Below are 24,426 nucleotides of genomic sequence, written 5' to 3'. Positions count from 1 at the left end.
TGGAGATAGTCTGTTGGCTGACAAAAAGAACACGATGATCATCATCAAACGCTACGACGAGGATGGCGGGCACGCCCACCACGGCGGCGGTTGGAAAGTGGCTTATGCCGACTTTATGACCGCGATGATGGCCTTTTTCCTGTTGCTTTGGATCCTTGCAGCCTCGGACGAAGAAAAGCTACGAGGATTGGCGAATTATTTTACGCCTACATTGGCGGATAACGGGACATCTTCGGACGCCTCTTCTGATTTACGGCCTCTGGCGGGGCCTGGCGTGATGACTGGCGCACAGGACAATACCGGTCGGGTAAAGGTCCCTTCCTTCGGGAGTGACAACCCGATGATGGTGTTCGACAGCCGCCTGCGCGACATGCCAGCGGAGGTTGTGGTCGAATACGCTGATCCACCAGAGCCAGCCAACCCCGTTGATGCAGCGAGTGCGCAGGAGGCCGAGGTGCGCCGCGGTGAGATAGATCGCATGGCCGAAGAGATTGCTGAACGCATCACATCAGACGAAAGCCTAAGTGGTCTTGCCCGGAATGTGCGGCTGGAGAAATCCGGCGGCGCGCTGACGGTGCAGGTGTTGGATCAGGATGAGCGGTCGTTGTTTGCGACAGGCAGTTCCGAAATCAGCGCCAAGACACGCGAACTGTTACTGGCCATCGGCGATGTCATCGCAGCTCAATCTGAACCCGTTGAAATCGTTGGACATACCGACGCTGCCACATATGGTGATAAAACCGCATACTCCAATTGGGAGCTGTCGGCGGACCGTGCGAATGCGACGCGCCGGGTCCTGATGGCCGCAGGGATTGCGCCTGCGCGGTTCATGAGTATTTCGGGGGTGGCGGACACCCAGCCCATCAACACCGCTGACGTTTTAGCGCCCGAAAACCGCCGTATCTCTATCCGGTTGGTCTATCAGGCCGACTAACGATACGTCTGTCGCGCGCCCTATGCAATGCGCATAGATGTTGAGTTCCCATGTCCGAATCGCAACAACATAGAGAAGTATTAAGAAATACTTAATAGTTTGGGCTATGAAGTTGACGTAAACGAATCTACAATCTACACGTGAAATGACGATCGAGCGCCAAGCAATACCAAGAATAAAAAAAGCTTGGATTTATTAATGGACAGAATGTCCAACACGGGGCCGAGAATGCGGGAAAAATTTCTTATTGGTGGTATCTGGAAAGGTGCTTGCCATTCGGACAGTGCAGTAGATGGTAAGCTTTTCAAGACGTTAATTCGGGCGCTTATCCCGGTTCAAACGGCAATTTTCGAGATGCAAGGATGGGGCGGCGACCCGGCTGCTATGCCCGAAGATATTGAACCCATTCCCGGTATCTGCCTTGGGGATATCCTTGCGGAAGAACTGGACGCCGACGTTCCTTATGGCGCTCTGGTTGTTATTCGCAATCAAAATGCCCTCCCGAATATTTCTCATTCAGTCGGTGCGCTGGTTGGAGAGGCCCTACTGCGTGTGATTGGCCGGGGAATGTTCCCGCTGGCTGACGAAGACAGCGTGCTTTATGCGCTGGGGCTGGCGTACTACCGGGTCGCACAGGCCGAGGAATTGGTACAACTGGGTCTCGAACCCGCTTCATTCCGGGCCGGGCTGAACGCGGTTCTGGCACGTTATTGGGCGCAACCCAGCGAAGGTATGTGCCTCTTTTCAAGTGATGTGATGCTAAAGAGCCTGCCAGTTCTGCGGCGCGAATTCTTCCGCAGTGATATGGTGACGCCGTCGCTGGCTGCGCTGACCGATTTTGATGCGGCATCCACACTGAACCAATGGACGCTCAAGCTGAAGGGCCTGATCGGTGGCGCACCGGGCCAAGCCATCCGGCCGGCGCAGTGTGGCAACGTCGGGATAGCCTGACGGGACATCCCGTTTGGTCAGATAGCTGGTACGGAGGGCGCCAAATGATACCTCAAGCACTTCCCACCGTCCCGTCGCAGAAAATGCCGACGGGTGATGCCGTACCTCAGATAGGCAAGGCGGTTGCCTTTGCTTCGCTCATGCAGGGAACGGCCACGGCGCCCTCTGATCCGACGATAACTGTACAGACGCAATCGGCAACTGAGCTTTCCGGTACGTCCGCTGCTCCCACGTCAGATCCTGAAGAGCTCGATACAGCTACACCCGACGGCATTTTGGCACTGCTGGATCACACGATCGCGGGGCTGGAAAGCGGCAGCGACCAAATCACCAACAGACAGGTTCTGGACGCGTTTGCCGAGGCGCTGGGGAGCCCCCCGGTCGAAAGCTTGGGCGATCTTGCTGCGGTCTCTCAACTTGATGACGGGGCGCTTGAAGGGGCTCTGCAAGACCGTATTGCCGGCGCGCTGCGCACGACGACTGGGATCGGCCAATTGAGCGTCGCGTCATCCTCAGTGCCTGCAGTGGGCCGCCTGCCAGTTGCATCCCAACGGGCAGATATATCGGTGCCCTCAGATGAAATAGTGTCGGTGACAAAGGCCAGCGCAGAGCAGCCAACGGCCCGAGATATGTTAGCTTCGGGTGGCGCTCAGCCCCCCTTGCAGGACGGGGAGAACCCGAGCAGCGCGGCGGCGGCCAAATTTGTGGTCCCCAGCCAGACAGCGTCGAACCCCGAGGCGGTAACACGCGATGTGGCAATTCCGACTGGTGGGGTCCCGCTGACACCCGATCTCTCCCGTATTGCGCCGACACCGTCGGTCACACCCGCCTTGACACCCGACCCCGCTACCGCACCTGATGAACAGCTGCGTCAACACGTCAGCCAACAGATCCGCAGTACCGACACCAGCGATTCAAAGTTTCGATTTTCGCTAACCCCCTATGGAATGGGCGAGATAGAGATTGAAATTGGCCGGACCGATACCGGGCGCGTTCAAATTTCGATGACCACTGAAAGTGCATCGGTATTGAACATCCTGCGCCAAGACCGGGAACAGCTGTTGGATGCGCTGCAATCGCGGGGCGTCGCGGCTGAAAATGCCGACCTCGACTTTCAAACTTTTGGCGAACGTGGTCGCCAAGGACAGAAACCGTTCGACACTGGGCCTCTTCCCGACCTCCAAGAGGCGGCGGAACCAATCGACGAACCTGCATTGGCCGCGCGCGCCACAACCGGCAACGGCCTGCTGGATATATTGACCTGAAAGGTGACACCATGATCGACGCCAATATCGCTAGCGGCCTTGCGGCGACCAACAGGCCCTCCGCTTCTGCAACAGCAACGACCGAGCTTCAGGAAAGCTACAACAGTTTTCTGATGCTCCTCACGGCGCAGATTTCAAATCAGGACCCGCTGGAGCCTGTTGATTCAACGCAATTTGTATCACAGCTTGCCCAGTTGACGCAGGTTGAGCAAAGCATTGCGACAAACGCCAGTCTGGAATCCATCAGCAGCATGTTGTCGACCGTGGGGGCGATGGCGGATCTGCAATTGATCGGGCGCGATGTATTGGTGCCCTCCAACCAAGTCCGCATGACGCAAACCGACTTCCCGCTCAGCTATCAGGTCGGGGCAGGGGCGGCAGAGGTGACCATAAGTATCTACTCCGAAGACGGTACGCTGGTGCGCGAATTGAACGGCCCCTCGACAGCCGAAGGTGAGCTGATCGACGTGGCGTGGGATCGGCTCGATTCCGTGGGCCTGCCGGTGCCGCCTGATACATTTAGGGTCGAAATCACCGCCAGCGATTCAAATGGTGATCCCGTTGGAGTCACAAGTCTCACCACGGCCGGGGTTGAACGGGTGAACTTCACCGCGCGCGGGCCGGAGCTTCAGCTTAACAACGGCGAAACGGTGTTGTCACAGGTTATCCGTTCGGTTCTCTGACGCCTCAACAGAGTCAGAGCCGCGCGACGTCCTGTTTATAGAGCGACACGAACAAGACGTCGTCGATGCCATCGTAATCCTTGCTCAGCAGATCGCGGATCAGGCTCGATAGCGCATCGCTGTCGATGGCCACACCCCGCAATACTGCGCCTTCGGCAGCGAGGTTCATCGCAGTCAGCAGGGAGTCGCGTATCCGCGTGGCCTCTTCGACACGCTTGTATTGCTCTGCCAGTTCGAGGGATTCCAATTTAAGTGCAAAATCAGCGACGACATATGAAACGCTGTTGGCCTTCTCAACCGGTATGGTCATCTGCCCCAGGCGGATGATAGTCCGGTCTTCTGCAAGCAGATGTGCGTTCATCTCTGCGGGCTGTGCGGGGGACTCCTGCGCAGCGTGGTCCAGCTCAGCGTCTTGGGCGGTCTCATCTTTCGCAACGGGTGCCAGGGGGCCATGATCCGCCGCAACGGTATGGCTTTCGCTGGGCGTCGGAACGAGTGCCCCTCCCGCCGCATAGCCAGCGGCCATGCAAGCGAGTGGGAGTGCGACAACAGCGATTGCAACCTTATTCATGATCGACCTTTCCTAAACTTCCGCTTGGAATACAGGTCGATTGCGACGGTGTTGGTCTGACTTTGTGACGAAGTTAAGATTTAGTAAGGAAGGATGACGTCCATTACGTCTTCGCCATAGCTGCGTTCCTGAGTGCGCGACAACGTGCCCCGACCCCCATATGCGATGCGGGCCTCGGCGATCTTTTCGTATGAGATCGTATTGTCGTTCAGGATGTCGGCGGGGCGCACGATGCCAGCCATGCGCAATTCGCGCAGTTCGTGATTGACCTTAATTTCCTGGCGTCCGGCAACCACCAGGGTGCCGTTCGGCAGTTTGTCGATTACCAGTGCGGCCACTTTCAGGTCGATCTGTTCATTGCGGTTGATCGCGCCTGACCCGCTGGCCTGGGTTTCGGAACTGATGTCCACGATATCGCCGCTCGGCAGGTCGTCGCGGCTAATTCCGGGCAGAATTGCGGCAATTTTTGCACCATAGCCGAAGAAGGTGGGAAACCCGATCGAACTGCCGCCATCGCGTTGACGATCGGTCGAATTTCGTAGCCGCGCGCGATCGTCGATCGAGATGATGACCGTGACGATATCGCCCACGTCATCGGCGCGCTGATCGGCGAAGAGCGGTTCGTGCCGCGCAGAGAAGAGCGACGCCCTAGCGCTGCCGGTGCGAGGCGCTTCGAGCATGACTGGGGGCATGGGCACCTGCACGCGCGCGACCTCGGGAACCGTCTCGCCATCAAGCACCAGATCTGAGGTTCTGGGCTCGCGGTCAAAATGCCTAGAGGCATCGCAGCCGGTCAGTGTCAGGATCGACCCGATCAGAAGAACAGTTGTGCGGCTGCGTAGCGGTGTCATCGAAGTATCTCCACGGTTCCGTCGCCAGTGGCGATGGCGGTAACCGTCTTGTTGCTGATAAGGTTGACGATACGAATTTCTTGGCCCCGGTGCGCATCGCTAAGGGCGCGCCCGGGCGAGGTCAGGGCCAAAAGCCCGTCGCTGAAATGGATTTCTACCCGGTCACCACGGTCGATCACCAACGGTTGGATAATTGACTGTGACTGAATGGGCCGCCCCGGTGACAGAACGCGGCGCACCTGTTTTCCGACAATCTCTTCGGCGTCCGTGATGACATAGCCACCAACGCGGCCAAGAGGCAGATGTGCGAGCACCAAGTCCGCCTCGCCAATGATCTGGTCGGGCAACAGGCGGCGTGCAGGGACGGGCACGGGGACCGTGACCAATGCCAGGCCGCCAATACGCTGAACGTCGCCGGTACTCAGGACAGCGTTGGTCAGAAACTTTCCAGTTTGTATGTCCATCCAGAATTCTGCCAGTGTCACCACGTCGCCCAGCAGGTCGTCCTTGACCGTGATTTCGAATTCTCCCACATCGGGCAGGGTCGTTCCGTATTCCGCACGCGCGCGCTCTTCGATCAGCACGTCCAGCGGCTCTGACAGCGCGGGCGCCGCCAGCATCAATAAGGCCGCGAGTGTCGAAACGATGCGTTTCATCAGCGGATCTGGTTAGCCGACGACAGCATCTGGTCTGCGGTCTCGATGGATTTGGAATTCATCTCATATGCACGCTGCGCCGAAATCAGATCGGTTATCTGCTGGATCACATTGACGTTGGACGCTTCCAGGTACCCTTGCCGGATCAGACCCGCACCGGGATCACCGGGGTTGACGGCCTGCGCCTCGCCCGAGGCTTCGGTGGCCAGCAGGAAGTTGTTGCCGACCGGGCGCATTCCGGGTTCGTTTATGAAGGTCGTGATACTAAGCTGCCCCAGTTCAACCGGGACTGGATCATTCTCGACATAGGCCATGACCACACCCTGTTCATTGATATCAACAGAGGTGGTGTTCGCGGGCACAACAAGCCCCGGATCGACCTGATACCCCTGCATGGTCACGATCTCGCCTTCGGCAGAAAGCTGGAAAGAACCGTCACGCGTATAGGCCTGACTGCCGTCCGGCATCAGCACCGAGAAATAACCGCGGCCGTCGATGGCGACGTTCAACGAGTTTTCAGTGGAAACCATGCCGCCTTGGGTGTTCAGTCGCACTGTCCCGGCTGTCTGTACGCCGAGGCCGATGTCGATACCGACGGGGCGCGTTGATCCGGCTTCAGATGTCAGCGCGCCTTCGCGTTGCATCGACTGATAGATCAGATCCTGGAACGCCGCACGGCTGGACTTGAAGCCCGTGGTGTTGGCGTTGGCGATGTTGTTGGAGATGACATCGACATTGGTTTGCTGCGCCATCATGCCAGTGGCGGCGATGCTGAGTGCCTTCATCGGATCATTCCTTCGTTACAGGGGGGCATCAGACTGCCTGCCCGATCCGCTTGAGCGAGTCGCGGCGCAACGTATCTGCATTGCCCATTAGGGTGTTGGTGCGTTCATAGGCGCGCTGAACGTCAATCAGCCGCGTCATTTCCCGGATTGGGTTCACGTTGCTCATCTCCAGCGCGCCTTGCATCACCTGCGTAGCAATTGCCGGGCGTGGGGCGGCGGCGTCCTCGGGTGCAACCAGCATACCTGCCCCGGTGCGCCGATAGCTCTGAATCTCGGGAATGTCGAAAACACCGATGCGTGCCAGCGGGCCGGAGCCCGCGCCCGAAATCGTACCGTCTTCGGAGATGCTCAATTCGCCCATCCCTTGCGTCGGCAGCATGATCGGCGCCCCACCGTTATCCAGTACTTTCGCACCGGACAGCAGCACCAGGTTGCCATCGGGGTCCAACGTAAAACTGCCATCGCGCCCATAGGATTTCTGGCCGTCGGGCGTTTGATAGCTGAACCAGCCGTCACCGTGCAGCGCTACGTCCAGTGGATTGCCAGTCTGGGTCAGCGCGCCGGGCCGAGTGTCGATGTACGATCCTGAATCGCTGACAAATGAAGCCGGATCCTGGCCCGCGCCCGCGTCTTTCTGAACAAGGCTTTCGAAGACCACGTGTTCGCCCTTGTAACCAGCGGTACTGGCGTTGGCGATATTGTTGGCTGTGATGTCCAGCTGTCGCTGCAGGGATGTCGCGAGGGACATGCCGATATGGCTGGTTTCCGTCATGGCAAGCCTCAATATCTGCAAGTGCAATATGGAACAATTAATGTATACTGTGAAATAAAGAATGGATATTTACAAGAATAAAGTGCATTTGTTCATGGAAATGATGCGAAATCTTAACCTTGTCCTTGCTTTTTCCCTACTTCTGGCGCCACCGGCGGTGGGGCAGGGGTCTGCGGTGTTTGCGTCGCTAAGCCTCGTGGACTACGGGCAGCGCGACCTGTTGGAGGCGCGCCGCGCGCTGATGCTAGGGTTGGTCGCATCCACCCCAGGGGCCGAAAGCCCCCCTACGTTCGATGATAACGCACAGATTTACCTCGATTTGGCTGAACTCCATCTGGCGCAGATGCTGCGCCCGGAGGCGGCAGGCTTTCTGGCGGCTGTGGATGCGGCAGCGTTGGCGCCCCATGCGCAAAGGCGACACCGGACATTGCAGCTTGCGCTTGACCTGATGTCAGAAGGCGAAGGCCTGGGCCAAGCGGTGTCACGTTCTGTCGGGTGGTCGCAGGGGCAGGCGCTGCGCGCAGCGGCCTTTGCCCGGATGGGCGCCAACGACGAAGCGGCGCGATTGCTGCCGCAGGCCGTCGAGGCATTGCCAACCCTGTCTCCGGCGATGGCTGCGGCGGTTTTACCTGACTTGCTTGAGGCCGCGCTCGCGGCTGAGGCGTGGGACCTGGCAGAGGCGTTGGCCGCTCGGTTCACTGATCACACCGAACTGCGCGACGCTGCTTCGTATCGTTTTCTTCTCGCGCGTGCGTCAGAAATGTCTGGTGATTTGCTGACGGCTTTTGACGGCTACGCCCAAGCCGCACAGGGGCGTGATGCCTATGCGCACCGCGCGCGATTGGCATTGCTGCGGCTGGGCCGACAGACCGACACATTGCCGTTGGCGGATGCGGTGGCGCTGTTGAAGGTCGCAAGATGGGCCTGGAGCGGAGATGACATCGCCAGAGAGGGCGCAACACTTTTGGCTGATTATGCGCTGGAGCAAGGCGACCATCAGGCGGCGCTTTGGGCATTTGCGCTACTTCTGGCAGAGGCCGCCACCCCCGAGCAGGCCGACGAGGTGCGCGGCCGTGCGCAGGCGGCGATCGGACGTTTCTATCAGGCGGGTGCCGCAGGCGAGATTGATCTCGGGGCATTCCTGGACGGTCACGCTAACATCATGGCGGGATGGCGCTACGATAACGGCTTTGTGGAACGGGCCATTGTCCTGCCGCAAACTCTGATGAACGCCGGGATGACGGGTATGGCGGCGCGCGAATTCAACATCCTGCGCGCCCTTGCGGAAACGTCCGAAGACTTGGGCCATCCCGCCGCTGATCCGGCGTTGATCGCCAGCCTGCGCCGCGACGAGGCGCGCGCATTGCTTACCGGCGGCCAGGCCGATGCCGCAGTTGATGTGCTGCTTGGTCAGCCTGACGGGTCGGGCAGCGATGGCGAAACCGAACGCCTGCTGATCCAAGCGTTGAGCCAAGCCGGACGGTCAGACGAATTGGCGGTTTTGCGGGTTCGTGCGCTCGACATGGACGTGCGGCGAAGCCGTGCCGTCGCGCTATATGAAACCGGGAGTTGGGTCGCGTCGCACCGCGCGCTGCTGGAGCTGTGGGAGACATATCCCGCGCAATTCAGCTTTTCTGACGCCACCCGTCTGACCCTCGCCGCATATGAGGTGGGTGACACCGAAACCGTCAGTCGCGCCGCCGCGGCCTTTCCGTCCTTGTCCGATCTGCCGGGTTGGGCCGAGATTGCGGCCAGATTGCAAGATCAAGAACCTGTTTCAGAGGACCTGAATTCAGACTCGATGCGTCTGAGCATGGAAAACGCGGACCGCATTCTGGATGCCGTAACCAGAGCCACGGACGTCAAGCATAGCCAGTGACATAAATGACGACAGTCAAATTTATTCTTGCTTTATATTTATTTAGTTGCATTAATCATGTATTAAGCAAGAATAGATCGTAAAAATAGATCAAACATTGAGATAGGAGCAACTGATGAGCATTACCAGCGCCCTTCAAATCGGGGTCAGTGGGTTGCAGGCCAACTCCTCCCGGGTGGAAAATATCTCGAGCAATATCGCGAACGCGAACACAGTCGGTTACCGCCGTACCTTTTCAGAGTTCGTGACGCAAAATACAGGCAGCTCGCAGGCGGGTGTTCTTACCGAGGCGCGCTCTAGCGTCAATGCGAACGGCAATCTGCGGGGCACCGGCCGCCCGACTGACCTCGCGGTGCAGGGCGATGGCTTCTTTGTCGTATCGCGTTCACCTAATGATCCGGTCGAATCCAACTACTACCTGACGCGTGCGGGTTCGTTCACCCCTGACCAGAACGGCAATCTGCGCAACGCGGCGGGTTACTATCTGGGCGGTTTCCCAACCGATGCGGCAGGGTCAACGGGTGCCGTGAGCAGCACCAGTTTCAACGATCTTCGGACAGTCAATGTCTCGAGCTATCAGATTGCAGGTTCGCCCAGTTCCCAGATCGAGGTGTCGGGTAACGTCCCAGCGCAGGAATCCGGGCTGGCAACGCCTGGCGCGCCCTTTGCGTCGACCTTGCGCTATGTGAACCAGCTAGGCGGCTCGGACGAGTTGAACCTGTCATGGCAGCCTGGTGCCACAGCCAGCGAATGGACCGTCAGCATCACCGACAGCGCAGGTGTTGATTATGGCAGCGCGACTGTCACGTTTAGCGACAGCGGCCCCAACGCCGGCGCCCCGGCCAGCTATGTCTCGACCGGCCTGCCGATTGATCCCGCGACCGGGCTTGTCAGTTTGACAATCAACAACGGCACCACGCCGCAGTCGCTGGAAGTCGCCTTGGGCGCGCCGGGCAGCTTTGATGGTATGACCCAGTTTTCGGGCGACTACACGCCCCCAGTCTTTAGCGATGACGGCACGCAAACCGGCAGCTTGGTGCGCGCCGAGATGAGCGATTCAGGTGTGCTCTTTGGTATCTTCGACAATGGCCAGCGCCGTGCCCTGTTCGAGGTGCCGTTGGCCAATGTCGCGAACCCGAACCAGATGCGTTCGGTTGACGGCAACGCCTATGTCGCAACCCGCGATTCCGGTTCGGTTACGCTGAATTCCGCGATGTCCAACGGCCTGGGTAGCATCAGCAGTGGCAGCTTGGAGGGGTCGAACGTAGACATCGCCCAAGAGCTGACGGACTTGATCCAGACTCAGCGTGCCTATGCTTCCAGCGCCAAGATCATTACGACCAGCGATGAAATGCTGGATGAAACACTGCGCATCAAGCGCTGACCCGGACGAGTGAATGAGCATTTCTTCCGCCTATAACATTGCCCGCAGCGGGCTGCGCGCCACTGAGGCGCGGGCGGATATGGTTGCGGGTAACATCGCAAATGCGCGGACGCCGGGCTATGCACGGCGCGAAGAAGTGCAGATCAGCACAGGCGCTGGCCAGGGCAGTGCGGTTGAGCTGCGCATGTCGCGCCAAATCGACGAGCGTATCGCAGGTATGACGCGCGGTGCAGGGGCGGCAATGGGCGGCGCGAGCGTCGCGGGCGAAATTCTGCGCGGCTATCTTTCGACGCTGGGCGCGCCGGGTGACGAAGTGTCGCCTGCCGCCCGAATGGCTGATTTTCAAGCCGGGCTTGATCTTTTGGCCAACAATCCCTCAGATCCATCGGTTCAAAACGATGTTTTGGCCCGCGCTGACGGGCTCGTGCGCAGTCTCAACGCCGCTTCTAGCGAGCTTGGGCGCGGCCGAGTGCAAGCCGCAGACAGTTTCGAGCGCAGCGTCGGCGAGGTTAACAACGCGCTTTCCGGTATCGCTGCGTTGAACGAACAGTTGCGCGGAACCAGCGTCGGGCTGCAAAATGGCGCCTTGATGGACGAAATGAACCGCAAGCTGGATGCACTTGGAACCCAGATGGAGTTCCAGGCGCGGTGGGAGGCAGACGGCACGCTGACCCTGCACAGCGTGGGCGGGACCGAGCTGGTCAGCGGCGACGACGCCGCCCGGCTGACCGCGGATCGGCAAACCGGCGGGCTATTTGCCGACGGTGTCGACATCACGCCCAATCGTACAGGCAGTCGCGGGTTTTCTTCAGGTCGGCTGGCAGGGCTAAGCGAGATGCTGAGCACCGTGATCCCGCAGATGAACCTTCAGTTGGACGAGCTTGCGCGCGGCATGATCGAAGGTTTCGAGGCGGCCGATACCTCTCTGGCGCCGGGCGATGCCGGTCTATTTACTGATGGCGGGGCGGCGTTTGACCCTGCACAGGTCGGTGGGTTGGCAGGCAGGTTGGCTGTCAATGACAACGTGCGCCCCGAAAATGGCGGCGCGCTGTGGCGGCTGCGCGATGGTATGGCGACCCCCACGCCAGGCGAACCGGGCGCCACAGCGCAGATCAACGCTTTCATCCGTGTCTTTGACGACGCCCGGCCGGTGGATGCAGGGGCGGGGCTTGGCAGCAGCGCACGACTGGGCGACTTTGCCGCAGGCTTGGTTGGGCATCAACACAACGTCCGCGTTACCGCAGATGCCCGCGCCGAGGCAGCGGGCATCCGACTGGCCTCATTCGAGGAAAGCCGCAGCAGCATCGAAGGCGTCAACATCGACACCGAGTTGCAGAAACTGCTGGAAATCGAACAGGCCTATGGCGCCAATTCGCAGGTGCTCAGCAGTTTGAGCACAATGATCGACACCCTTTTGAACGCCGTATGAGGCCGTAAGTGACCGAAATTTCCCGAACCGTCTCGACAGCTCTGCAAAGCCTGCGTCAGCGCGAGCAGACCAGCCGTCTGTCTGCGCAGATTTCGGATGCGTCGTTCGAAGCGACGACAGGGATGAAGGCACGGCCCTATGACGCGCTGGGCCACAAGTCTGCCGATGCCATTGCCATCCGCATGCAGATCACACGCAACGACGGATTTTTGACATCCAACGCATTGCTGGACAGCCGGTTTCTGGCGGTCGAAACGTCGCTCGGCGCGATCCGCGCTGCTGGGCAGGAGGTGTTGGAGCAATCGTTTTTGGCCCTGACAAGCGCGGGAAGCGCGACAGGACATCTTTCGCAAGTAGCGCGGTCGGCCATCGACACATTGATCGAACGCAGCGCCGTCAGCGACAGCTCTGGGTTTCTGATGTCGGGCACCCGCAGCGATGCCAAGCCACTTCAGGGATGGAATACGCCTCATCCCGTTACAGGTCTGACGCCCGCGGGAATTGTTGGCGATGTGACGGGTGGCGCAATGAATACCATCGCCGATGTACAGGCGAGCATCGACGCGCTCAAAGCTGTGTTCGGGGATACCGACGCCACCAATTCCGCCCGCAATTTCGAGGCAAGTTTTTATAACGGAACACCCGCACTGGACGCGGGCGGGCAGCCAAACGCACCGCTGACCGCACGTATTTCCGAGACCGGAACAATCACCCAGTCCGCGCAGGCCAATGCGCCCGCGATGCGTGATCTCATGCGCGGCTTGGCGATGTTGAGCGAAGTCGACGTCAACCAGATCAGCGATCCAGACGCCCGACAGGCCTGGATCACGGAAGCGCGTAACGCCATTTCCAACGGGTTGAATGGGTTGGCCGAGCTTGAGACCAACACCGGCCTGCTCCGTGCGCGACTGGCCGATACCGTTGCAGCTCAGCAAAGCAGGGGAGGGTTTCTGGATGGCGAAAGGTTGCTGTTGGAAGGCACAGACCAATATGACGCGGCCACGCGCCTGACCCAGCTACAAACCCAACTTGAATCCAGTTTTGCGGTGACGGCGCGGCTCTCGCGCATGTCATTTCTGAACTATCTCTAGGCGGGCAGATAAATGATGAACGTCACCCTGAAATTCCTGTTGATCGCCCTGACGATGGCGTTTGCCGTTCCGGCAGGCGCGCAGGTGCGGATCAAAGATATTGTCACGGTCGAAGGCGTTCGTTCCAACCAATTGGTCGGTTATGGTTTGGTAGTTGGCCTCAACGGTACCGGGGATTCCCTGCGCAACGCGCCTTTCACCAAACGCGCTATCGAAGGCATGCTGGAGCGGTTGGGCATTGGCAACCTCACCGAGGACCAGATGCGCACCTCCAACACCGCTGCGGTGATGGTTACCGCCTCTTTGCCACCCTTTGCCCGCGCCGGCAGTACAATCGATGTGGTGGTTTCATCGCTTGGCGATGCGTCTTCCTTGCGAGGCGGTACATTGATCGTCACGGCCCTGTCTGCTGCGGACGGCGAAATCTATGCTGTGGCGCAGGGCCCCATTGCCGTCGCTGGCTATGCGGCACAAGGGCTGAACGCGTCCATTGTTGAGGGCGTGCCGACCGGTGCCCGGATCGACAATGGCGCTATTGTCGAACGCGAGGTCGAGTTCAATTTTAATGAATTGGACCGTGTCCTGCTGGCCCTGCGTAACCCTGATTTTGTCACCGCGCATCGGGTCGAAGACGCGATTAACAAGGCACTGGGCCCTGTCGCCAAAGTGCTGGATTCCCGGACCATCGCGATCGAAGAGCACGGCAAGGATTCTCTGCTCGAAATGCTGGCAGAAATTGAACCGCTGCTGGTCGAACCGGATCAGGTGGCCAAGGTTGTTATCGACGCGCGGTCAGGCACCATCGTGATTGGCGCGAACGTGCGTATCGACCGGGTCGCGGTCAGCCAGGGTGGACTGACCGTCACGGTGCGAGATGATTTTAACGTCAGCCAACCCGAAGCCCTGTCCATCGGCGGGACGACCGTGGTGGTGCCCAATTCATCCGTTTCTGTGGAGAAACGTGATGCAAAGTTTGCGGTTATCGACGGCTCCGTCAGTTTGCAACGGCTTGTGGACGGGCTGAACGCCATTGGTGTTGGGGCGACTGAAACCATTTCTATCTTGCAGGCCATCAAGGCGGCAGGCGCGCTGCATGCCGATCTTGAGATCATATAGAGGAGGTATTTGAATGGACCTTCCTCCTCTCTCCGGCGCGCCAGCCCTGACAACTCCGCGTAGTTCGTCTGCGGAAACGCCGCAGACGACGTCGCAATCGGCCAAAGACTTCGAGGCGATGTTTCTGGGCCAGATGGTCGATGAAATGCTGTCGACCGTGGACATCGGGAATTTTGGTGGCGGCCATGCCGAAGAAACTTGGCGCAGCTTCTTATCCGATGCGATCGGACGCAGCATAGCTGACCAAAACTCCACCGGCATCGCCAAGGGGATCGACACAGCAATTCAGCGCTATCAGACGGGTCAGGACCTATGAGCGACCGACACAAAGCACTGGCCGCCGTCGATGCACTGGCGTTGCTGTTGCGCAAGGAGATTTCCGCGGTCGAGGCTGGGGAGTTTTCTGATCTGGTGCAATTTTCCACTGAAAAGGTGCGCTTGAGCGAGATGCTGGAAAAATACTTGCAAGATGATCCGCAGGCCGTGAGCAAGGCGCAACTGCTGGATCTCAAGGATCTAATCTTGCGCGACAAGCACTATTTGCAGGTGGCCCAACAGGCGACGGCAGACGTAATTCAAGAGGTGTACAACATCCGTGAACGGCATAGCATCGCTGGGCTTTATGGCCCCAGCGGATCAAAACGTGACAACCATGCAACAGTTAGCGCAACTGTGGACAAAACGTTTTGATTTGCCTCATTGTTGACAGAATTTTGAATAAAAACAACACGAGCGGGAAACTCCCGCAGTTGTCAGAATGACGACATGATATACTAAGAATAGTTTGGAAATACCATGTCTTCTATCCTTACCAACTCATCCGCAATGAATGCATTGTCCACACTGCGGAGTGTGAACAACCAACTGGGCGAAACCCAGAGCCGGATTTCGACCGGGATGAAAGTGAACTCCGCCAAGGACAACGCGTCCTACTTTTCGATCGCGACGACGATGAAATCGGAAAGCGGTATGAACAAGGCCGTGAACGAAGGCCTGACACTCACCAAGAACTCTGTTTCTACTGCCCGACTGGGTGCAGAAACTGTTGTCGGTCTGGCGCAGCAGTTCGTCGACCGTCTGGCCTTTGCCCAGACCGAAGGTGTCGATCAAGCTGATGTGCAGAAAGAACTCGACTCGCTGACCGCGCAGATGAAAACGGCGATTGAGCAATCCTCTTTCAACGGTGAAAACCTGATCAGCAGCACAACAGTTGCTGCCGCAGACCGTACAGTGGTTTCTGGCGTCAGCCGGAACGGCGGCACGTTGTCGACCACCGAAATCACCTTCAAGACTTCTGGCATGATGGGGCTTGTGGATGATGGCACCAACGCCGCCAACACGACCTTCGCAGGCATCCAGATCACCGATGGCGCATCCGCAACAGCGGCGCTGTCCATTGCCGAAGGTTTCCTTGCCACTGCGGTTGATGCGGCTACCGATCTCGGTATCGCTGAAAAGCAAATCGAAACGCAGCAGACCTTCCTCAACGAGTTGGGTGATCGTCTGGATGCGGGCGTAGGCTCGATGGTTGATGCCGATATGGAAAAAGAGGCAGCCCGCCTGCAATCGCTTCAGGTGCAGCAGCAGCTTTCAACCCAGGCGCTGTCGATCGCCAACCAGGCGCCACAGAATATCCTGAGCTTGTTCCGTTAAGCTTGGTCTGAAATTTCTTCTGGCCTTGCGGCCAGAAGACACCCTACCCAGCGGGTCAGCCCCGCAGCCGCCAGAATGACGGCATGACGTACTAAGAATAGTTTGGAAATACCATGTCTTCGATCCTTACCAACTCCTCCGCGATGAACGCCTTGTCGACCCTGCGGAGCGTGAACAACCAACTGGGCGAAACCCAGAGCCGCATTTCGACCGGGATGAAAGTGAACTCCGCCAAGGACAACGCATCCTATTTCTCGATCGCGACAACTATGAAGACCGAAAGCGGCATGAACAAAGCCGTGAATGAAGGCCTGACACTGACCAAGAACTCGGTTTCCACCGCCCGTCTGGGTTCGGAAACGATGGTTGGTCTGGCACAGCAGTTTGTCGACCGTCTGGCCTTTGCCCAGACCGAAGGCGTTGATCAGGCTGACGTTCAGAAGGAACTGACCTCGCTTGCGGCACAGATGAAGACCGCCATCGACCAGTCGTCTTTCAACGGTGAAAACCTGATCTCGACAGCAGGCGCAGGCGCCAAGAGCGTCGTGTCCGGCGTCAGCCGTTCGGGTGGCACCTTGTCGACCACAACGATCGACTTTACCACGACCGACCTCGATGCGCAGCACACGCTGTTTGCCGCCATCGCGATCGACAACACCACTACGGCCGCCGCACTCGAAACCGCGCTGACCAACGCCGAAGGCTACCTTGCCACGGTGACGGACGCCGCGACCGATCTCGGTATCGCTGAAAAGCAGGTCGAGACCCAGCAGACCTTCCTCAACGAGTTGGGCGACCGTCTCGACGCGGGCGTAGGCTCAATGGTTGATGCTGACATGGAAAAGGAAGCAGCGCGTCTGCAGTCCCTTCAGGTCCAGCAGCAGCTTTCCACTCAATCCCTGTCAATTGCAAATCAGGCACCGCAAAACATCCTGAGCCTGTTCCGTTAAGGCCAACCTGAACGACAAGACCTCTCCGGCCCCAAGCGTATGATCTTGGGGCCGGAACTCTACAAGACCAGGACGGAGCACAGCTTGCGGTTGTCAGAACGACGACTTTAAATCCACTAGAACAGTATGGAGATACCATGTCCTCAATCCTAACAAACACCTCTGCGATGAATGCCCTGTCCACGTTGCGCGGCATCAACGATCAGCTTGGCGAAACCCAGAACCGGATTTCGACCGGCATGAAGGTAAGTTCCGCAAAGGACAACGCATCCTACTTTTCGATCTCCACAACGATGGATTCCGAAAGCAGCATGAACAAGTCCATCAACGAGGGCCTGACCCTTGCCAAGAACTCGGTTTCGACGGGCCGTCTAGGTGCCGAAACCATGGTCGAGCTGGCACAGAAGTTCGTTGACCGTCTTGCCTTCGCCCAAACCGATGGCGTTGATCAGGGCGACATCCAGAAAGAACTGACATCGTTGGCCGTGCAGATGAAAACGGCGATTGAGCAGTCGTCGTTCAACGGCGAAAACCTGATTTCGGCAGTTGGGTCTGGCACAAAGGAACTTGTTTCTGGGGTCAGCCGTTCGGGCAGCACACTGTCGACGACAAAGATTCAATTCACCTCGGCAAACCTCGAGGCGCTGCAGACCAGCTTTGCCGCCATCGTCATCAACAACGCTACCAGTGCTGCCGATCTAGAAACTGCGCTGACAACTGCCGAAGGCTACCTGACAACAGTGACAGACGCCGCCACTGATCTTGGCATCGTTGAAAAGTCGATCGAGACGCAACAGAACTTTCTTAGCGAACTGACCGACCGTCTGGATGCGGGTGTAGGGTCTATGATTGATGCCGACATGGAAGAAGAAGCCGCACGCTTGCAGTCACTCCAGGTCCAGCAACAGCTTGCCACGCAGTCGCTGTCGATTGCGAACCAGGCGCCGCAAAATATTCTAAGCCTGTTCAAATAAGGCATACACCATAAGCCCGCATCACGACGGGCATGAGGCCGTCCTCAACAGGGCGAAAGAACATAAATATAAAAAAGAGGCAGACTATGAGCTTGGCCGCATACAAAAAGACCATCCGCGAAAGCGAAACACCAAGGCAGATCGAACGCCGTATTCTGTCGCGGGTCACCCATGATCTAACAGAAAAAGGCCGTGGGTATGACGCCAGCGAAACTTCCGCCGACAGACTCGCGATCCTGTCGGCGGGGCTGCGCGACAGTCTATATGAAAACCAGCGTTTCTGGTCCGCACTGCGCCATGATCTGGCGGAGCCGGGCAATGCGATGCCGGATGCGATCAAGGCATCTTTGATCTCTCTGGCACTTTGGGTTGACCGTCAAACATCTACGCTGATGGCCGGAGAGGGCACCCTTGCGGGGTTGGTCGAAATCAACAGTAACATTGCCGCTGGGCTTGCCGGCCTGTCCGGTGCGCCAGCAGTTCGGGAGGTCTGACATGCTGAAACTGACGCTTAAACCCCGTGAACGTGTCGTGGTAAACGGCTGCGTGATCCGTAACGGTGACCGCCGCCAGGCCCTGACCGTTGAAAACCGCGCTGATATCGTGCGCGAATCCGATCTGTTGAAACCCGACGCGCAGTCGACCCCGGTTTCCAAAGTCTATTTTCTGTTGCAGACGGCGCTTATCCGGCCTGAAACCCGCGATCAGGTGCTGACGATGATCCAGCAGGGTCTGGCCGAGCTAGCCTGCTGCTTTGGTGCCGAAATGCGCGCCCGCATCATGGGGGCGGCGAACCACGTCAGCGCGTCTGACTATTACAAAGCGATGAGCGAGCTGCGCACGGTGCTAAGATACGAGGCCGAACTGATGCAGCTTAGCCCCATACCTCGGCCGGACAATAACCGGGAAATGGTGCGCGCATGATCTCGCTGGGCGGGATGAGCACGCAACTGGCGGTCAAGCTGTTTGACGCGACACGCGACAAGCAGCTCGACCTCGTCGCGCGCGGCGCTCAGAACGCCCGGCAGATCGCCGCCTTTAGTGAACGTATCGCCTCGATCGGCTCTCCCAAAGAGTTGATCGCCGATACCGAGGTTTACACCTTTGTAATGCGCGCCTTTGATTTGGAGGACCAGATTTTCGGCAAGGCGCTGATCCGCAAAACGCTGGAAAGCGACATCACCGATCGCACTGCATTGGTGAACCGCCTGACCGATCCCAAAATCCGTGAAATGTACGAGACCTTGCGCTTCGCCCCGGAAGGTGGTGCAAGCCCGAATTTTGCCGATCCTGACTGGCAGGCCGAGATGATCGACCGCTTCAAGGAACGTCTGGTGCTCAACAGTGCCTCCGAGGGCAATACCGGCGCGGGTCTCGCGTTGGAGTTCAAGGCCCGCGCCGGTGAGATCGAAACCTGGTTTGACGTGCTGAAGGATAAGAACCTCGGCAAGTTCATGCGCCGCGCGCTGGCGTTGCCGGACGAAATCGTGAAAGTCGATATCGACAGGCAAGCCGCACTTTTTGCACAGAAGTTCGATATCGAAAAGCTCAAGGACCCGGCCGAGGTCGACAAGCTAGTGTCACGCTTCTCGGCGATCTACGACGCGCTCGAAGGTGTCCAGATGCAGAGCAACAGCGTTCTGACGCTGATGCAGGGCGCTGTGTCGGCAGGGCAGGGCGGCAGGTTCAACTTGATTACCATCGACATCCCGTCGATCGTGCGCAACGGCTACGGGGTCTACCGCTGATCGCCTAGGTCAGACGAAAACCTCGTCTTCCTCGTCCGAGTTCGACGGCAGTTCGATCACACCTTCATCGGCAAGGACCTTGGCATAGTCCACCATCGCTGCCTGTGCGGCGCGCACGTCACGTCCGCGCACCGGTCCGGTGGCTTCCATCTCGTCCATCAGCATCTGCCGCGACCGCTGGGGCAGACATTCCATCAGGTGATCGCGCAGATCTTTCCGCGCGCCGCGCATGGCTAGAGGCAGCGTGTCACCGTCCAATCCGCGCATCACCTGCGACAGATCCTGCATATTGAGCTTAATCAGGTCATCAAAGACGAACATGCGCTGCTTGATCGCCTGAAAGGCATCGGGAATACGCTGGTCCAGCGCTTCGGACAATTGTTCAAACGCCTGAATATCCAGCTTGTTGAACAGATCGGCCATACGTTGGTGGGTTTCGGCGGCGCTGGTGTGAATGGCATCCGACATGATATCTTGCTTCAGGGTCTCTTCGATCTGCTGCATCATATGCAGTGGAACAGCTTCCATCGCGATCATACGCTCGGCCACGTCCTGCATCCGTTCGGCCCCCAGCAACGGCAACACCTTGGCCGCCACGGCAGTGTCGACGTTGTTCAGGATCGCGGCTGCGGTCTGATCATGTTCGCCCTTTAGATAGTTGGCGATCACGGTTTCGTTCAGCGCGCCAAATCCGCGCCACATGGCGTCTTCGCGCTCATTGCTTTTGACGTTATTCAGAATGTCGGCGACCTGATCCTCAGGCAAAAATTTGCGCAGCATTGATTCCGCAGTCGAAATTGACCCAACTACAGACCCCGTGCCGCTGATGACACTCTGTGTAAATTCGCTCAGCACCGCTTCAACCACTTCGGCCGGTATCGGGCCCAACTGGCTCATTGCAGATGTGATCCGCTCGATCTGTGCGCTGCCAAGTTTTTGCATCAACTCCGAGCCCGCCTGTTCGCCCAAGCACAAAAAGGTGATGGCTGCCTTGGTGGGGCCAGTCAGTTTCTTTTTGGAAACCGCGCTCTTGCGGCGATCGGTAAGCGTGTTGGCGGGCATCAAGAAATCCTTCACAGGGGCAGGTTATCCGCTTGCCAGCGGAACGTAACTTTCGATCAGCGAACCGGCGAGCATGTACCAGCCGTCGATCAGGACAAAAAAGATCACCTTGAACGGCAAAGAGATGAGCACCGGAGGCAACATCATCATGCCTGCGCTCATAAGAACGGAGGCAATGATCAAGTCAATCGCCACGAAGGGCAGATAAATCAGGAAGCCGATGGTGAACGCCCGCCGCAGCTCTGAAATCATAAAGGCAGGGACCAGGTGGCGAAACGATGCTTCTTCGGGGCTGTTCGGAAGCGGGGTGTCCTCGGCGGTTTCACCCTCTTGCGCGATATTCTGAAACAGCGCGTAATCCTCGGGCCGGGTGTTGACGAACATAAAGGCGCGGAACGGTTCGGCAATCCGCTCGATCGCCTGTTCCTCAGCCAGCGTGTTGTTAAGCAGGGGCACGACGCCACCCTCATAGGCATCCTCAAACACCGGCTGCATCACGAAAAAGGTCATGAACAGCGCCAGCGACGTCAGTACGATATTGGGCGGCGTCTGGTTCAGCCCCAGCGCTGAACGCAGCATCGATAATACGATCACAAAGCGGGTAAAGCTTGTCATCACGACCAGCAATCCCGGCGCGATGCTCAACACTGTGATCAGCGCGATGAATTGGACGATCCGCCCAGACAGGTTGGCGTTTTGGTCGCTGCCGGGGGCGGCGTCGCCCACCATGTCCGACAACGTACCAAGAAACCCGCCGTCCTGCGCCGCAGCGGCAGTGGCACTGGTAATCAGCACCAGCGCTGCCAGCGTCAGCCGGTTCAGGCCGCCACGCCGCAGATGGATGAGATCAATCAGGGACATAATCCTTGACGATCTGGGTCAGGGACACGCCAAGCCGGTCTTCGCCAATCTTTACCAGGTCGCCGCGCGCCACCAACCGGTCGCTGACCATCAGGTCAACAGGCGCGCCGATCTTGCGGTTAAGCTCGACGATAGACCCGCGCGTCAGCTCGAGCAGGCGCGAAATTGGCATGCGCGCCTGGCCTAATACAATCTGCACGTCCAACCCGACGTTCAGCATCGCATTAATCCCGGTGCTGCCCCCGTCGGGGCGCGTGGTGGCAAGCGCGTTTAGCGTATCTTCGGTGTCGAGATGCGGAAAGACCGTTTCCTCGCGGTCATTACGCGCTGCGGGGGGCACGGCATCACCCATGGCATCTGCATTGGGTTGTTCTTGGGCCTTTTGGGCATCGGTATCAGCCGTAGCGCCGGATTTGGCATTTTGCAGGTCAGGCTTTTCCATGTCCGTCCTTTTCCTTCTGAGCATCTATCGCCCGTTTGTGGGTTTCGCGCAGTTCGCCCAGCAGGCGGTCGCAGATTTTCTTAAACCCGTAGTCGAGGCTGCCGTGGTCCCATTCCATCCGGGCATCGCCGTCTTTCAAATTTGCGTCGGCGGTCAGTTCTAGCGCGTGGTCGCATTTGTAATACACAGCCCGCGCGCGCAGTTCGGGGCCGATTTCGGCCAGCGTGGATGGGGACAGGCGGACCTGAATGCGGCTAGATCCAATGGCCATCTTCAGCGATTGCGTGGCCATCTTTCGCACGCGCGCTGCCGACAAATGCTCGATCAGTTCGGGAAAGACAATTTCGCAAGTCTGCAAGGTAAAGCCGACGACCTGCGCGACCAACGCCTCTTGCTGGGCCGCGACCGAGTTTGCCAGGCGGGCCAGTTCTTGTGTCAGCCCATTCACCATGTCGGCCTGCGCGGCCTCCATCGTTTTGCGCATCTCGGCACGCCCTGCGTCGGCACCTGTCAGGTAGCCTTCGATGTGGCCTTGTTTATGTGCCTTCTTGATCTGCGCGTCGATCTCGTCTGGTGAGGGCATGTCCGGATCGCGCGCTGCTGCGGTCCCGTCCTCGTCAAAATTTCGCAGTTTCAGGGTCGAGATCATTTGTCATCCTTCTCCGACAACCAATTGCCCAGTACGCGCAGAGCGTCGTCTGCATTGTTCTGCGCCAATTCGGTGACCGCTCTGATCTGGCTGTGTCTGACTGCGCCCTCGACTGAGGCCAGTTGCACCATCTCGCGCGGGACCTGATCCTGCGGTGCAAGCAGGGCACCGGAGTGCGCCGCAGGCGATGTCGCCAGTTGAGTACCAGAGGCGTTGCCCGGCAGTTTGCGCGGAGCGGCTTCTGGTCCGTCGAGCATGGCCGCGTCTGCGCCTGCGGCAGCCAATGCGGGGCTTGTCGCTTCCATTATCATGCGTAGCGGTTTGGCGCCAAAGACCATGATGATGGTGACCAAAGCCAAGCCAAACAGCGCGCGTAGGATCGTCATGGCGTTATCTGCCAGAATGGCCCCAAAGCCGCGGCTTAGCGGGCTGTTGAATTCGGAATCAAAGTCAAGAAACTGTAGGCTGTCCACCTGTACCTGGTCGCCGCGGGCTTCGTCATAGCCAATGGCGGTGCTGACCAGTTGCGTCAGGCGCTGCATTTCCTCGTCGGAGCGTTGGATATACCCTTCTGACCCGTCGGGCAGGGTGCCGTAGCTGCCATTGACGAGAACTGCGACAGATATCCGTTCGATGTCACCGGGTTCGCGCACCATCTCGCTTTGAACCGATCCGATCTCGTAGTTGATGATCTCATCGTTTTCATTGCGCGTCGAGGTCGCCCCACCCGCAGCGCCGTCGTCACGCAGTTCGTCGGGGATGTTGTTGGCGACGTCAACCGTGCCAGAAGCCGGATCAGTTTCGTTGGAGTTGCGCACACGGGTTTCGATCGACCGGGCCACCTGTTGATTGGGGTCAAAGGTGCGCGAGACCCGCACCTCGCGTTCGGTCGTCAGATCGACACTCACCCGGACGCGCGTGTTGCCGGGTCCGACCCGGGCATTCAGGATCGCTTCGACCTTCTGTGCCAGCTGTTCTTCGATCAGGCTACGCTGACCCTGAAGGGAGAAATCAGAGACGCCAGCATCTTCTTTGGCCAAAATCGTTTCGCCAGATGCAGACAGCACGGTCACGTTCTGCGCCTCAAGGTCGGCCACGGCGGAAGCCACAAGCGCCTGGATCGACTGCGCCTGCCTACGCGACATCGTGGTATTGGCCTCTGAGCGCACGATCACAGACGCGCTGGCTTCGGGGCGGGTGCGCGAGAAAGCAGCCCTTTCCGGCAGGACCAGATGGACCCGCGCGGCCTTGATGCCGTTGATGGTTTGGATCGAACGGGCCAGCTCACCTTCGAGCGCGCGCAGCCTGTTCACCTTTTGCATGAAGGAGTTCATCCCCATACCCGACATGTTGTCAAAGATTTCCCAGCCCGGCACGCCTTCTCCAGGCAGTCCTGCATCCGCAAGCGCCATGCGCGCCCGGGCAATATCGGTCTCTGCGACCGAGATGGTATCGCCATTGCGCGACAGACTGACAGACAGACCCGCCTGCTCCAGCGATTGCAGCATCTGCGACGCTGTGCCGGGGCTTAGTTGACTGTAAACGGGCACGTAGGTCGGCGCGAATATAGTACGCGCGCCAAATAAAACAGCCATGGTGACCGCTAGGCCGACAACGCCCAGCAACGCAAGCCGCCGTGGACCCAAATCTTTAAGGTTTTCGACGATCTGACGCACGTACCCTCGCTTGGCTGAATGGCCCCAAGACTCCCCCGTTGGGT

At 58.6% G+C, this 24,426-nt stretch carries 27 protein-coding genes; 17 read left to right on the top strand and 10 right to left on the bottom strand.

Going from position 1 to position 24,426, the window contains the following annotated elements:
- Nucleotides 1-13: 13 nt before the first annotated feature.
- The 4 genes from AC1965_RS15415 to AC1965_RS15400 all read left to right on the top strand — a co-directional run bounded on the left by AC1965_RS15415 (nucleotide 14) and on the right by AC1965_RS15400 (nucleotide 3,833).
- Nucleotides 14-934 carry a flagellar motor protein MotB gene (locus tag AC1965_RS15415; protein WP_483884731.1) on the top strand — a complete coding sequence of 307 codons (921 nt, stop codon included), beginning with the start codon at nucleotides 14-16 and terminating at the stop codon, nucleotides 932-934.
- 228 nt (nucleotides 935-1,162) lie between these two features.
- Nucleotides 1,163-1,885 (top strand): hypothetical protein, encoded by a 723-nt coding sequence (locus tag AC1965_RS15410; RefSeq protein ID WP_483884730.1) that lies wholly within the window; start codon nucleotides 1,163-1,165, stop codon nucleotides 1,883-1,885.
- A 44-nt stretch (nucleotides 1,886-1,929) separates the two neighbouring features.
- Nucleotides 1,930-3,150, top strand: coding sequence for a flagellar hook-length control protein FliK (locus AC1965_RS15405; protein WP_483884729.1), 1,221 nt, complete (start codon nucleotides 1,930-1,932; stop codon nucleotides 3,148-3,150).
- 11 nt (nucleotides 3,151-3,161) lie between these two features.
- Nucleotides 3,162-3,833 (top strand): flagellar hook assembly protein FlgD, encoded by a 672-nt coding sequence (locus AC1965_RS15400; RefSeq protein ID WP_483884728.1) that lies wholly within the window; start codon nucleotides 3,162-3,164, stop codon nucleotides 3,831-3,833.
- Nucleotides 3,834-3,846: 13 nt separating this feature from the next.
- On the opposite strand, the gene AC1965_RS15395 is transcribed toward AC1965_RS15400, so the two are convergent.
- The 5 genes from AC1965_RS15395 to flgF form a co-directional block, all read right to left on the bottom strand.
- Complete coding sequence (locus AC1965_RS15395) at nucleotides 3,847-4,359, bottom strand: hypothetical protein (protein WP_483884727.1); 513 nt, start codon at nucleotides 4,357-4,359, stop codon at nucleotides 3,847-3,849.
- Nucleotides 4,360-4,484: 125 nt separating this feature from the next.
- Entirely contained in the window at nucleotides 4,485-5,255 is a 771-nt protein-coding gene (locus AC1965_RS15390; RefSeq protein WP_483884726.1) for a flagellar basal body L-ring protein FlgH, read from the bottom strand.
- Nucleotides 5,252-5,911, bottom strand: coding sequence for a flagellar basal body P-ring formation chaperone FlgA (gene flgA / locus AC1965_RS15385; protein ID WP_483884725.1), 660 nt, complete (start codon nucleotides 5,909-5,911; stop codon nucleotides 5,252-5,254). The genes AC1965_RS15390 and flgA overlap by 4 nt, the downstream gene beginning before the upstream one ends.
- A complete protein-coding gene (gene flgG, locus AC1965_RS15380; RefSeq protein WP_483884724.1) occupies nucleotides 5,911-6,696 on the bottom strand; it encodes a flagellar basal-body rod protein FlgG in 786 nt (261 codons plus the stop codon). The genes flgA and flgG overlap by 1 nt, the downstream gene beginning before the upstream one ends.
- Before the next feature lie 28 nt (nucleotides 6,697-6,724).
- A complete protein-coding gene (flgF, locus tag AC1965_RS15375) occupies nucleotides 6,725-7,468 on the bottom strand; it encodes a flagellar basal-body rod protein FlgF (RefSeq protein WP_483884723.1) in 744 nt (247 codons plus the stop codon).
- Between the two features lie 61 nt (nucleotides 7,469-7,529).
- Here flgF and AC1965_RS15370 point away from each other — a divergent pair, with 61 nt between their 5' ends.
- From AC1965_RS15370 to AC1965_RS15310, 13 genes are all read left to right on the top strand, one after another.
- Nucleotides 7,530-9,347, top strand: coding sequence for a hypothetical protein (locus AC1965_RS15370; RefSeq protein WP_483884722.1), 1,818 nt, complete (start codon nucleotides 7,530-7,532; stop codon nucleotides 9,345-9,347).
- A 115-nt stretch (nucleotides 9,348-9,462) separates the two neighbouring features.
- Nucleotides 9,463-10,731: a flagellar hook protein FlgE gene (locus tag AC1965_RS15365; RefSeq protein WP_483884721.1), complete on the top strand. Its 1,269-nt coding sequence runs from the start codon at nucleotides 9,463-9,465 to the stop codon at nucleotides 10,729-10,731.
- Between the two features lie 13 nt (nucleotides 10,732-10,744).
- Nucleotides 10,745-12,160 (top strand): flagellar hook-associated protein FlgK, encoded by a 1,416-nt coding sequence (gene flgK / locus AC1965_RS15360; protein ID WP_483884720.1) that lies wholly within the window; start codon nucleotides 10,745-10,747, stop codon nucleotides 12,158-12,160.
- 8 nt (nucleotides 12,161-12,168) lie between these two features.
- On the top strand, nucleotides 12,169-13,251 hold the full coding sequence (locus tag AC1965_RS15355) for a flagellin (RefSeq protein WP_483884719.1): 1,083 nt from the start codon (nucleotides 12,169-12,171) through the stop codon (nucleotides 13,249-13,251).
- A 15-nt stretch (nucleotides 13,252-13,266) separates the two neighbouring features.
- The gene (locus AC1965_RS15350) at nucleotides 13,267-14,367 is read left to right on the top strand and encodes a flagellar basal body P-ring protein FlgI (RefSeq protein ID WP_483887060.1); all 1,101 of its coding nucleotides are present in this window, start codon (nucleotides 13,267-13,269) and stop codon (nucleotides 14,365-14,367) included.
- Nucleotides 14,368-14,380: 13 nt separating this feature from the next.
- Entirely contained in the window at nucleotides 14,381-14,683 is a 303-nt protein-coding gene (locus AC1965_RS15345; protein WP_483884718.1) for a rod-binding protein, read from the top strand.
- Nucleotides 14,680-15,057, top strand: coding sequence for a hypothetical protein (locus tag AC1965_RS15340; protein WP_483884717.1), 378 nt, complete (start codon nucleotides 14,680-14,682; stop codon nucleotides 15,055-15,057). Before AC1965_RS15345 ends, AC1965_RS15340 begins: the two co-directional genes overlap by 4 nt.
- 105 nt (nucleotides 15,058-15,162) lie before the next feature.
- On the top strand, nucleotides 15,163-16,020 hold the full coding sequence (locus AC1965_RS15335) for a flagellin N-terminal helical domain-containing protein (protein WP_483884716.1): 858 nt from the start codon (nucleotides 15,163-15,165) through the stop codon (nucleotides 16,018-16,020).
- A gap of 113 nt (nucleotides 16,021-16,133) precedes the next feature.
- Nucleotides 16,134-16,970, top strand: a complete 837-nt coding sequence (locus tag AC1965_RS15330) for a flagellin (protein ID WP_483884715.1) — start codon at nucleotides 16,134-16,136, stop codon at nucleotides 16,968-16,970.
- A gap of 137 nt (nucleotides 16,971-17,107) precedes the next feature.
- Nucleotides 17,108-17,944, top strand: coding sequence for a flagellin N-terminal helical domain-containing protein (locus AC1965_RS15325; protein WP_483884714.1), 837 nt, complete (start codon nucleotides 17,108-17,110; stop codon nucleotides 17,942-17,944).
- An 86-nt stretch (nucleotides 17,945-18,030) separates the two neighbouring features.
- On the top strand, nucleotides 18,031-18,438 hold the full coding sequence (locus AC1965_RS15320; RefSeq protein WP_483884713.1) for a flagellar biosynthesis regulator FlaF: 408 nt from the start codon (nucleotides 18,031-18,033) through the stop codon (nucleotides 18,436-18,438).
- A 1-nt stretch (nucleotide 18,439) separates the two neighbouring features.
- Nucleotides 18,440-18,868 carry a flagellar biosynthesis repressor FlbT gene (locus AC1965_RS15315; protein ID WP_483884712.1) on the top strand — a complete coding sequence of 143 codons (429 nt, stop codon included), beginning with the start codon at nucleotides 18,440-18,442 and terminating at the stop codon, nucleotides 18,866-18,868.
- Complete coding sequence (locus AC1965_RS15310; protein WP_483884711.1) at nucleotides 18,865-19,692, top strand: DUF1217 domain-containing protein; 828 nt, start codon at nucleotides 18,865-18,867, stop codon at nucleotides 19,690-19,692. The genes AC1965_RS15315 and AC1965_RS15310 overlap by 4 nt, the downstream gene beginning before the upstream one ends.
- Nucleotides 19,693-19,701: 9 nt before the next feature.
- Here the strand turns inward: AC1965_RS15310 and AC1965_RS15305 are convergent, their stop codons facing one another.
- From AC1965_RS15305 to fliF, 5 genes are read right to left on the bottom strand one after another with little or no spacing between them, the layout of a single operon-like run.
- Nucleotides 19,702-20,754, bottom strand: coding sequence for a flagellar motor switch protein FliG (locus tag AC1965_RS15305; protein ID WP_483884710.1), 1,053 nt, complete (start codon nucleotides 20,752-20,754; stop codon nucleotides 19,702-19,704).
- A gap of 24 nt (nucleotides 20,755-20,778) precedes the next feature.
- Entirely contained in the window at nucleotides 20,779-21,615 is an 837-nt protein-coding gene (gene fliP / locus AC1965_RS15300; protein WP_483884709.1) for a flagellar type III secretion system pore protein FliP, read from the bottom strand.
- Nucleotides 21,602-22,057, bottom strand: a complete 456-nt coding sequence (locus tag AC1965_RS15295) for a FliM/FliN family flagellar motor switch protein (RefSeq protein ID WP_483884708.1) — start codon at nucleotides 22,055-22,057, stop codon at nucleotides 21,602-21,604. Before AC1965_RS15295 ends, fliP begins: the two co-directional genes overlap by 14 nt.
- Nucleotides 22,044-22,706, bottom strand: coding sequence for a FliH/SctL family protein (locus tag AC1965_RS15290; RefSeq protein WP_483884707.1), 663 nt, complete (start codon nucleotides 22,704-22,706; stop codon nucleotides 22,044-22,046). The genes AC1965_RS15295 and AC1965_RS15290 overlap by 14 nt, the downstream gene beginning before the upstream one ends.
- On the bottom strand, nucleotides 22,703-24,301 hold the full coding sequence (fliF, locus tag AC1965_RS15285) for a flagellar basal-body MS-ring/collar protein FliF (RefSeq protein ID WP_483884706.1): 1,599 nt from the start codon (nucleotides 24,299-24,301) through the stop codon (nucleotides 22,703-22,705). Before fliF ends, AC1965_RS15290 begins: the two co-directional genes overlap by 4 nt.
- Nucleotides 24,302-24,426: the final 125 nt, after the last annotated feature.

It is taken from the genome of Sulfitobacter sp. KMM 9851 (assembly GCF_057178245.1).
This window is presented reverse-complemented; position numbering and strand designations above follow the sequence as displayed.